Raw genomic sequence first — 9946 nt, 5'->3', positions numbered from 1 at the left:
TGGTCGACAACAAGTACCAGCTCGTGCTGGAGAATTACGGCCGCAACCTGTCCTGGGACGCCGCCTCGCACATGCTGATCGCCTATTGAGCCCAGCCGCCGACCGACCACACGAAAGGGGCGCGTGGAGCGCCCCTTTCATCTGGCGGCTAAAGCATCGGACGGGACATCGTCCCCACGTTCACGCTTTAAGCTGCAGAGTTATGTGCATCTTTCCACGCAAAACCGGTGCTCACTTTTGTGTCCGATGCCCTTGCGCATCGTGCGGATCCGGCGTCCGTTCCCGACGATGCGCTCTTCCGGCGAAGGAAGCTCTGGCCGATCCAGAAGCACCAGTCCACTTTCACGTCACGTGCTGAGGCGATGTTGCCTGGATCATTCCATTCCGATCCCGAAGCTCGATCTCAGGCCGTCGCAGCCCATCGCCGTGATCGTCAGGGCGCGGCTGTCCTTGATGCGCTCGACCCAGCCCAGATCGAGCATTCTCGTGCAGAGCGCGGCTCCGAGGCGGCCTGCGAGATGCGGGCGGCGCTCGCTCCAATCGAGACAGGTGCGGCAGATGGCGCGCTTGTCCTTCTGTCCGCTCTCCAGGTCGATCCCGAAGCTGCAGAGAAAGCGCCTGCCTTTCCCGGTCAGCGCGCCGGCGCTGTCCGACAGAACGAGATGGCCCTGCGTGGTGAGGGCGTCCGCGAGCGCGATGCCGAGCCGTCCGGCCAGATGGTCGTAGCAGGTTCGCGCTCTGCGCAGGGCTTCGTCCTTCGGGCCGACGGGGCGGTGCCGTTTCGGTCCGAGGGAGGCGACCGCCATCAGCGCCTCGATGGCCTGGGCGATCTCGGAGGAGGCGAGCCGGTAATAGCGATGCCGCCCCTGCTTCGTCATGGAGATCAGGCGGGCCTCGCTGAGCTTGGCGAGGTGCCCGCTCGTCGTCTGCGCGCTCACGCCGCTGTGCCAGGCGAGTTCGCTTGCCGTCAACGCCCTGCCGTCCATGAGGGACGAGAGGATATTCGCGCGCGCCACGTCGCCCATGAGGGCGGCGATTTCTGCAAGCGCCATGCCTGAAACGATCGGTGCCATGGGCCGATCATAGAGCAGGGCGGGGAGCCGGTCAGCCCGGAACGCTTCGGCCGCGGCCGAAGCGTTATGCCGCGACGGGGCAGGGCTCGTGTGCGAGTTTGCCGCATCCTACGATCAAGAACGGATGCACGACCATGTCGCCGACTTCCTCTCGCCCTCCCGTCTTCGAGCTGGCTCTGCTGGCCCTTCTCGCAACGCTCTGGGGGGCCTCCTACACCTTCATCAAGGTCGGAATCGAAACGATCCCGCCCGTCACGCTGATCGCGGCCCGTACGCTCATCGCCGGTGGCGTGTTGCTGGTCATCCTGCGCATGCGCGGACTTCGGCTCCCGCGGGATGGCGCGACCTGGCGGAATTTTGCGGTTCAGGCCTGCCTCAACAGCGTCCTTCCGTTCACCCTCATCGCCTGGGCCGAGCAATCGGTCGATGCGGGCCTGGCCGTGATCCTCAATGCCATGACGCCCGTTTTTACGTTCCTCATCACCTGGTTCTGGTCCCGGCACGAGGCGACGACGTTTCGCAAATTCGCGGGGATCATGATCGGGCTCTTGGGAACCTGCATCATTGTCGGCACGCAGGCGCTGACCCAAGTGGGACAGGAGCTGGAGCTGGTCGGACAGCTCGCAATCGTGCTGGCGACGATCTGCTACGCAGGCGCGGCTATCTTCGGGCACAACTTCAAGTCTCTCGACCCGATCATGCCGGCCACGGGATCGCTGATCTTGGGCGCCGTGCTGCTGCTTCCCGTCAGCCTCGTCCTCGATCGTCCCTGGACGCTCTCTCCGTCGGGGGGCTCCGTCCTGGCTCTGTTCGGGCTGGCCGTCCTGTCGACCGCCTGCGCCTTCCTCATCTATTTCCGGCTCATCCGCACCCTGGGATCTCTGGGCACCACGGCTCAAGGCTATCTGCGCGCGCCCATCGGAGTCGGCATCGGCGCCTATGTCCTCGGTGAACGATTGGATCCGTCCGCGTGGATCGGTCTGGTCTGCATCCTGATCGGGGTTCTGCTCATGACGCTGCCGGAGACGATGCGCTTCCGGGTTCTGAAGCCGGCGCGCTCATGAGAAAGAGCCGCAGCGATGCTGCGGCTCTTTTCGAAACGGCACTTCTTGGTGCCCAGGGATCGCGTGCGGGCCTTCGTCAGATGAACACGAAGTGGCTCGTGTTCAGAAGGGCCTTGTCGATATTGGCCAGTTTGAGGTTGTTGCCCGCGCCCAGGTCGATGACCGCGTCCGTTCCCGACATCGCGGTGCGGGCCATCAGCTCCTGGAACGTGCTGAGGGAAAGGCCGTTCGCGTTCTTTGCGATCGCAATGACCTCACCCAGAGTCGCGATGTCGAAGTCCGTGATCGTGTCGGCGCCGCTCAAGGCTCCGATGTCGAAACGATCGGCACCCGTGCCGCCACTGAGGATGTCGTTTCCGGCCCCACCCCAGAGAGTATCGTTGCCGGCTCCGCCGCTGATCGTGTCGTTGTTATACCCGCCATCGAGCTTGTCGTTGCCGGCCGTTCCCGTCCAGGCGAGCCCCGTCACATGCGCCGGGCTCGAATAATGCGTGGTCACGATGTCGTTCGCAGGCTTCCATTGGGTCGTGTAATCGAGCTCTGACACGCCCGCCGCAGTCATGTCCTGCTTGGAGGCATAGGGGTAATAACTCCAGAGGAAGGAGCCCCCGAGCCAACGGCCGCCGTAGTTCTCCATCACCTTGTACAGGGCCGTATAGGCATCAGCCTGCTCCTGGTAATCGACCGTGCCGCTGCCGCCATGAAGGCCCGGATCCTTGTTGGCTCCGTCCATGCTGCGGTACCCGACTTCGGTGAAGACGACCTGCTTGCCGTATTGCTCGGAGAGGCTCTTGTAGTAGTCGATCGCGGACTTGCCCTGGTACAGGGTGTCCCGGATCCAGCTGTTGAAATGCGGTTTGGTCCAGGCATCCACCATCTGGTCGACGGTCGGCGTATTGGTGGTTGAGAGCGGGATGTAGGGATTGACGCCGATGTTATCGACCGCGCCCCAGAAGCCGACCTTGGTCACTTCCTCGTAGGTCGCTGCATAGGTGACCTGCCCCGAGAAGACGCCGCGCACGGCGGAGATGATGTCGACCCATTTCTGCGTGTAGCTCACGCCGTCGCTGCAGACCTTGGTCGGGTCCGTCATGCTCTTCATTTCGGCGCCGACGCTGATCATGGATGCGCCTGCGGCCTGGGCGACCTTGGCGTATTCCACGATCATGGCCTTGTAGCTGTCGAACCACGCCTTGGGATCGGTCGGCGCGATGTCGGCGCGCCAGATGCGGTTGTCCGTCTCGAGATGCGGCTTGAGCACGACCTTCAGGCCGCGAGCCGTCGCGTCGAGAACGGCTTGCCTGACCTGATCGAAGGTGTCGCTTTCGCTGAGCCAGGGCTTCGTCGGATCCGTGCTCAGGTTGAGCTTCACCGAGTTGCTGTACTGGTTCGCCATGAAGAAGTTGGGCACGAGGGTGATGGTGTTGGCGCCCGAGGCCTTCACCTGATCCATGGCGGAAAGGCCGCCCGCCGTCTGGAAGTTGCCGCCCCAGTAGGAGGGCAGAGTCGTGCCTTCCCAGCTGAGGATGCCATCAGAAGGCGCGGAGCCGCCGCCACCACCATCGGGAGGGGGCGCCGGATCGAACTTGAACCAGCTCGCCTGAGGCGCCGTGCCGTTGGCCAATGTCACCGTCGTCCCGTCGCCGAGCCCGATCACGACATTCGAGCCCGATATGCTGATCTGCAATTGCTCGATACCGGTGATCCCCGTGCCGGTCAGGTCGATGAGATCGCCCTGCGCCGCGTTGAAATCGGTGATCGTGTCCTGGCCGCCCGCTTTCGAGAAGCGGAAGACATCCGCTCCGGTGCCGCCGGTCAGCACGTCGTTGCCGGCTCCGCCATCGACGGTGTCGTTGTTCGCGCCGCCGTCGATGGTGTCGTTGCCGGCCTGGCCCAGCAGCACGTTCGCGCCGTCGTTGCCCGTGATGCGGTTGGCGAGATCGTTGCCCGTGCCGGTCAGGTTCGCAGCGCCGGTGAGGACGAGGTTCTCCACATTGGCCGCGAGCGTATGGTTCAGAGCTGTCTGAACGGTGTCGGTGCCGTCGCCGGCATATTCGCGGACGATATCCGTGGTGCTGCGCACGATATAGGTGTCGTCGCCTGCGCCGCCTGCGAGCGTGTCGATCTTGCCCGCGGCATTCACGCCGCCGTCGAGCGTGTCGTTGCCTGCGCCGCCCGAGAGCAGGTTGGAACCCGCATTGCCGGTGAGCTGGTTGGCGAGGGTGTTGCCCGTGCCGTTGAGATTTGACGAGCCGGTGAGGACGAGGTTCTCGACATTGCTGCCGAGCGTGTAGGAAACGGAGGATTGGACCGTGTCGTTGCCCTCGTTGGCGAGCTCCGTGACGCTGTCGCGGGTGGAATCGACCACATAGTAATCGTTCCCTGCGCCGCCGCTCATTGCATCGTTGCCCAGCCCGCCGACGAGGCGATCGTCGCCGATGCCCCCGGTGAGACGATCGGCACCGTCTCCGCCCGTGAGCGTGTCATTGCCGCCCGCGCCATTCAGGGTGTCGTTGCCTGACCCGCCCGTCAGGGAATCGGCGCTATCCGTGCCGTTGATCTGCAGACCCGTCACCCTGGCGGTCTTAATGGTCCCCGCCGTCTTCACCAGGGTGGCGCTTGCCACATACGCATCCTGCTCGACCGGATACCACTGATGGGCCTTCTCAAACAGAACCCGGCCGGGCTTGGTCGAGGCCTCCAGGAACTCCGCAATGGCGGGAGTGGACATCAGGTGAGATTTCTTTTTCCGACTGGTCACGGCGTTGTCTCGCTCTCCGAGGCCCAACTTCTTGGGACGACTGCAGCTTTGGGAAAGGCAGCTGCTATGCGGCCCTTCTCAGTAAGAATATATTATTACTATGCTGCATATAGGCTCAATTGCAATTTATATGCATTTTTGCAATTGGCAGAAGCTCGGCTGCAGTCGACTATGCGCCTCGGCAGGAGAGGAACGGCCTTCAGGCAAAGCAAAAGGGCCTGACCGAAGTCAGGCCCTTGCGGCAGTTTTACGCAAGACGCGCGGTTACTGCTGCGGGGAAGCCGGAGCCGACGGCGAAGCGGGAGCCGACGGGGCTGCCGGAGCCGGAGAACTCGGGGAGGCCGGGGTCGCAGGGGCCGTGGACGAACCGCCAGCCGCGCCGCTCGGCCGCGAAGAGCTTTCCGTCTGCGTCCCGGTGCTGCCGGTCGTGCTCGGCTCGTTGCCGCCATCATAGAAGAGGAAGGCGAGCAAGCCGAGGGCGATAACAAGACCGCCGATCACGTAGGCAAGAGTATTGGAGCCGCGCGCACTGTTATCGTAGACGTTTGTCTCACGATTGTAGACGTTCGGTTCGCGATCCATGGGATCCATAGCCATTTGTAACCTCCTTGACCGTTTTACCTCCCGTTCAACGCCCAATGTTGGCAGCGGTTTCATCCGAGCGTGGCATTAATCTTAAATGTCTGTGCATAAAGCGGAATTAATCTTGGGCGTAGTGCGGCAAATCTGAACGGCTGTTCATCTTGAAAGGGGTTGACCCGGTATCGCGTCGCTCTTACTCCGGGCAGGCAGACGCAAGAGATTGAAGGCGCAAGGCTCATGAACGCTCCGGTGAACCCGAAGAAGCTCATCAAAGGTGCGACAGGCGATTGGGAAATCGTGATCGGCATGGAGATCCATGCCCAGGTGACGAGCCAGGCCAAGCTGTTCTCCGGCGCCTCGACCGCTTTCGGTGGCGATCCGAACAGCCATGTGTCCCTCGTCGACGCGGCCATGCCCGGCATGCTGCCCGTGATCAACGAGGAATGCGTGCGCCAGGCGATCCGCACGGGCCTCGGCCTCAAGGCCGAGATCAACCTGAGGAGCACTTTCGACCGCAAGAACTATTTCTATCCGGACCTGCCGCAGGGCTACCAGATCAGCCAGTACAAGAGCCCCATCGTGGGCGAGGGCGAGGTGATCGTGGACGTGCCGGAGACCGGCGAGACGATCACGGTCCGCATCGAGCGCCTGCACCTCGAGCAGGACGCCGGCAAGTCGATCCACGACCTGCACCCGACCATGAGCTTCGTCGACCTCAACCGCTCGGGCGTGGCGCTCATGGAGATCGTGTCGAAGCCCGATCTGCGCTCGTCGGACGAGGCGCGCGCCTATGTCACAAAGCTGCGCACGATCCTGCGCTATCTCGGCACCTGCGACGGCGACATGGACAAGGGCAACCTGCGTGCGGACGTGAACGTCTCCGTGCGCCGTCCGGGCGAGGAACTGGGCACCCGCTGCGAGATCAAGAACGTCAACTCCATCCGCTTCATCGGCCAGGCCATCGAATACGAGGCGCGTCGCCAGATCGCGATCCTGGAGGACGGCGGCGCGATCGACCAGGAAACCCGCCTCTACGATCCAGGCAAGGGCGAGACCCGCTCCATGCGCTCCAAGGAAGAAGCGCACGATTACCGCTATTTCCCCGACCCGGACCTGCTGCCGCTCGAATTCGACCAGGCTTACGTGGACGATCTGGCGCAGCACCTGCCTGAATTGCCGGATGCCAAGAAGGCCCGCTTCATGGGCGATTACGGCCTCTCGGCCTATGACGCGAGCGTGCTCGTGGCCGAGCGCGCCTCCGCCGACTTCTTCGAGGAGGTGGCAAAGGGCCGCGACGGCAAGGCCGCCGCGAACTGGATCATCAACGAGCTGTTCGGCCGCCTGAACAAGGAAGGCAAGGACATCACGGACACTCCCGTCTCCGCGCAGCAGCTCGGCGCCATCATCGAGCTCATCGGCGAGAACGTGATCTCCGGCAAGATCGCCAAGGACCTGTTCGAGATCGTCTTCACCGAAGGTGGCGATCCGCGCGAGATCGTGGAAAAGCGCGGCATGAAGCAGGTGACCGACACCGGCGCCATCGAGCAGGCTATCGACGCGGTCATCGCGGCCAATCCCGACAAGGTGGAGCAGGCGAAGGCCAAGCCCACGCTGCTCGGCTGGTTCGTGGGTCAGGTGATGAAGCAGACGGGCGGCAAGGCCAACCCGCAGGCCGTCAACGAGATCCTGAAGGCCAAGCTCGGGATCGAGTGATCGTGAGCGGAGCGGTCGATCCCGTTCTGCGTGTCGCCGAGGACCGCGACGCGCAGGACCTCTTCGGGCTTCTGTCCCTCTGCTTTGCGGATTATCCCGGCTGCTTCGTCGATCCTCACGATGACCTGAAGGACCTGCGCGCGCCCGGATCGTCCCGGTCGAACGACGGCATCCTGTGGGTGACGGAGGACGAGAACGGGCGCGTCTGTGCCTGTGCCTGCATGGATTTCCCCGACGCCGGCACCGCGGAGCTGCATCGCCTCTACGTGCGCCCGGACCGGCGCGGGAAAGGGCTCGGCTCCTCCCTCGTTCGCGCCGTGGAAAGCCGCGCCCGCGAGATGGGGGCGGCTCGCATGGTCCTCTGGTCCGACACCCGCTTCACCGACGCCCACCGGCTCTACAAGAAGCTCGGATACACGCAGACGAGCGATCTGCGTGATCTCGGCGATATCTCGAATTCGTCGGAATATTTCTTCCAAAAGGAACTGTGACGTCTCTCACCGGAGCTTTCTCCGGCCATCCACGTCTTGGGAAACGCCGCGCTTTCAAGACGTGGATCCCCGGGACAAGCCCGGGGATGACGATGGAGGACGTCAGGAAGCGCATCCTTGACCGTCATCGTCCCTCTCATGCCCTCTCCCGTCATGGTCGGACTTGATCCGGCCATCCACGTTTCGAGAAGCGCCGCGTCACAAGACATAGGTTTCCGGCACAAGGCCGGGATGGGCATCACGAAGGCGTGTTCACGGAATCTCGTAGACCGAGAACTCGTTGTTGATCCCGCGCAGCGTGGTCTTCTGAAGCGTCGGGTGGAGGCCCTCCGTCTCGATGACCTCCTGTGCCTCCGGATTTTCCACGACGGATCCCGTCGCATAGATCGAGTGCGAGGCCGCAAGGTTCTGAACCCGCGAGGCGATGTTCACGGTCTGCCCGAAGTAATCTTGCCGCTCGTTCAGGACCACGGCCAGGCACGGCCCTTCGTGGATGCCGATCTTGAGGAGCAGATCTTCCCCTCCGCGCTGCTCGTTGAGGCTGCGCATGGCGTGGCGCATCCGGAGCGCGGCCGAGACTGCATGATCCGGCGTGGGGAATGTGGCCATGACGGCGTCGCCGATGGTTTTCACGACGGCCCCGGCCTCCGAGGCGACGATCTCGTTCAGCACGCGGAAATGCTCCCGGACGAGATCGTAGGCCACGAGGTCGCCGACGCGCTCGTAGAGCTCCGTCGATCCCTTGAGGTCCGTGAAGAGGAAGGTGAGGCTCGTGATTTTCAGGCGCTGGTCGACATCGAGCGTGTCCGTCCGGAACATGTCGCGGAAGGTCTGGTTCGTCAGCAGGCGCTTGGCGGTCAGGAACGGGCGGCGGTGCTCCATCAGGCGGTGGAGAGCGTCGTTCGCCAGCCATACGGTGGGCAACGTGCGCCGCTTCGTGTGGTTCTCGAGCGAGAGCCGCAGCGGGCCGGGGCGCAGCTCCAGGGTGCGGTTTTCCGTGTGCAGCTCGCTCAGGACCAGAGACAGGTTCTGGCGCTCGCGCGTGGGTTCGCCCTTCACCGCGATGAACTGGGCCGCATGGGTGACGGGGTCGAAGACGATGACGAATTCGGGCGGGAGCTGCAGCGACAGGATCACCCGGTCTCCGGGAGGCAGCTCGACGGAATCGAGCACGATGCTGTCAAGCTGCTGCTCGAAATCGTCCGGAAGGTCGATTCCGGAACTCCAGAAAACCTGTCGCAGATATTCCGGCATCGAGAGCTTGTCGGGATCGTGAGCCGCGATCTCGCGGATCCGCGGGCTGACCGTGAACGTCACCTCGACCATCTCGTCGAGGGTCGGCTCGTAGCCGGCGGCGCAGAGAGCGCAACTATATTCCTCCCTTTTGAGAGACTTGAGGCTGGTGCCCGCATCCATGACGCCACCGCATCCCGGGCACAGGACGTTCCAGGACATCTCGAAAAGACCGAGCCGGGCGGCGTGCAGGAAGGCCGCGATGGTGCGCTCCTCGTCGAGGTGATGCTTGGCGGCGAAGGCGAGGGCGTTGATGCGGTTCAGTTCGTGGTCAGCCGCATCGTGGATCAGGCGTCCGATCAGGTCCACGATCTCAGGATCTGCTGACTGCCTGAGAACGGCAAGGAGTTTCTGAGCTTCACTCATGGTCCGACCTCCTTCGAGGTGGAGAGATTCGCTTTTGGGCCCGAATATCAGTGCTTCAAGGCCTGGCATGCGGCGTACAGAATAGCACCTAATCGCCCTAAAGGCTTGTAAAACAAGGAATTGAGCCCACAATCCGGCAGCAGGAAGGTCACACGGTGTAATCGCTCCTGACCGCTATTGCTCGGCCACGCCGAATTCCTCGGCGTAGCGGTTTGCGACCCGCGTTTGCCACAGGCACAGAACCGGCGCGACGACGAGTTCCACGATCAGGCCGCCGAGCATGAAGAGGGAAGGCAGGCCGGTCAGGGCAAGCCCGATGAGCCGTCCCACTCCGCCGATCACCACGAGCAAAGTGAGCAGCCGGAAGCGGTTCGTCTTGTCCTCGATCCCCGGCAGCGTGCTCCAGAAGCAGAGGCCGATGCCGAGCAGCAGGCCCGACAGGAAGCGGAAATGACTCTCCGCCGAGATGCTCACCGCGTCGCCCGTGAGCGCCGGTCCGAAGAGAACACCGTAAAGCCCCGTCGCCACCGGTATGGTGGCGACGATGGCCACGCTCTGCTGCAGCAGCTTCCGCTCACGATCCATGCTGGGCATAACTCCTCC

8 protein-coding genes are annotated in these 9946 nt (G+C 63.4%); 3 read left to right on the top strand and 5 right to left on the bottom strand.

Annotated elements, in window-relative coordinates; genetic code table 11:
• Window positions 1-374 precede the first annotated feature (374 nt).
• Window positions 375-1073 carry an ArsR/SmtB family transcription factor gene (locus ACS5Q0_RS16400; protein ID WP_473127721.1) on the bottom strand — a complete coding sequence of 233 codons (699 nt, stop codon included), beginning with the start codon at window positions 1071-1073 and terminating at the stop codon, window positions 375-377.
• Window positions 1074-1207: 134 nt separating this feature from the next.
• On the opposite strand from ACS5Q0_RS16400, the gene ACS5Q0_RS16395 reads away from it, so the two are divergent.
• Window positions 1208-2137 (top strand): DMT family transporter, encoded by a 930-nt coding sequence (locus ACS5Q0_RS16395; protein ID WP_473127720.1) that lies wholly within the window; start codon window positions 1208-1210, stop codon window positions 2135-2137.
• A 76-nt stretch (window positions 2138-2213) separates the two neighbouring features.
• On the opposite strand, the gene ACS5Q0_RS16390 is transcribed toward ACS5Q0_RS16395, so the two are convergent.
• Together ACS5Q0_RS16390 and ACS5Q0_RS16385 are read right to left on the bottom strand one after the other, a co-directional pair.
• Window positions 2214-4868, bottom strand: a complete 2655-nt coding sequence (locus tag ACS5Q0_RS16390) for a glycoside hydrolase family 113 (RefSeq protein ID WP_473127719.1) — start codon at window positions 4866-4868, stop codon at window positions 2214-2216.
• 294 nt (window positions 4869-5162) lie between these two features.
• Window positions 5163-5495 (bottom strand): hypothetical protein, encoded by a 333-nt coding sequence (locus ACS5Q0_RS16385; RefSeq protein WP_473127718.1) that lies wholly within the window; start codon window positions 5493-5495, stop codon window positions 5163-5165.
• A gap of 222 nt (window positions 5496-5717) precedes the next feature.
• Here ACS5Q0_RS16385 and gatB point away from each other — a divergent pair, with 222 nt between their 5' ends.
• Window positions 5718-7193 carry an Asp-tRNA(Asn)/Glu-tRNA(Gln) amidotransferase subunit GatB gene (gene gatB / locus ACS5Q0_RS16380; protein ID WP_473127717.1) on the top strand — a complete coding sequence of 492 codons (1476 nt, stop codon included), beginning with the start codon at window positions 5718-5720 and terminating at the stop codon, window positions 7191-7193.
• Window positions 7194-7195: 2 nt separating this feature from the next.
• The gene (locus ACS5Q0_RS16375; RefSeq protein ID WP_473127716.1) at window positions 7196-7684 is read left to right on the top strand and encodes a GNAT family N-acetyltransferase; all 489 of its coding nucleotides are present in this window, start codon (window positions 7196-7198) and stop codon (window positions 7682-7684) included.
• A gap of 252 nt (window positions 7685-7936) precedes the next feature.
• Here the strand turns inward: ACS5Q0_RS16375 and ACS5Q0_RS16370 are convergent, their stop codons facing one another.
• Both ACS5Q0_RS16370 and ACS5Q0_RS16365 read right to left on the bottom strand, forming a co-directional pair.
• Window positions 7937-9343 (bottom strand): DUF5939 domain-containing protein, encoded by a 1407-nt coding sequence (locus tag ACS5Q0_RS16370; protein ID WP_473127715.1) that lies wholly within the window; start codon window positions 9341-9343, stop codon window positions 7937-7939.
• A gap of 174 nt (window positions 9344-9517) precedes the next feature.
• Window positions 9518-9928: a DUF4345 domain-containing protein gene (locus ACS5Q0_RS16365; RefSeq protein WP_473127726.1), complete on the bottom strand. Its 411-nt coding sequence runs from the start codon at window positions 9926-9928 to the stop codon at window positions 9518-9520.
• Window positions 9929-9946: the final 18 nt, after the last annotated feature.

Source organism: Microvirga sp. HS2, assembly GCF_055792805.1.
This window is presented reverse-complemented; position numbering and strand designations above follow the sequence as displayed.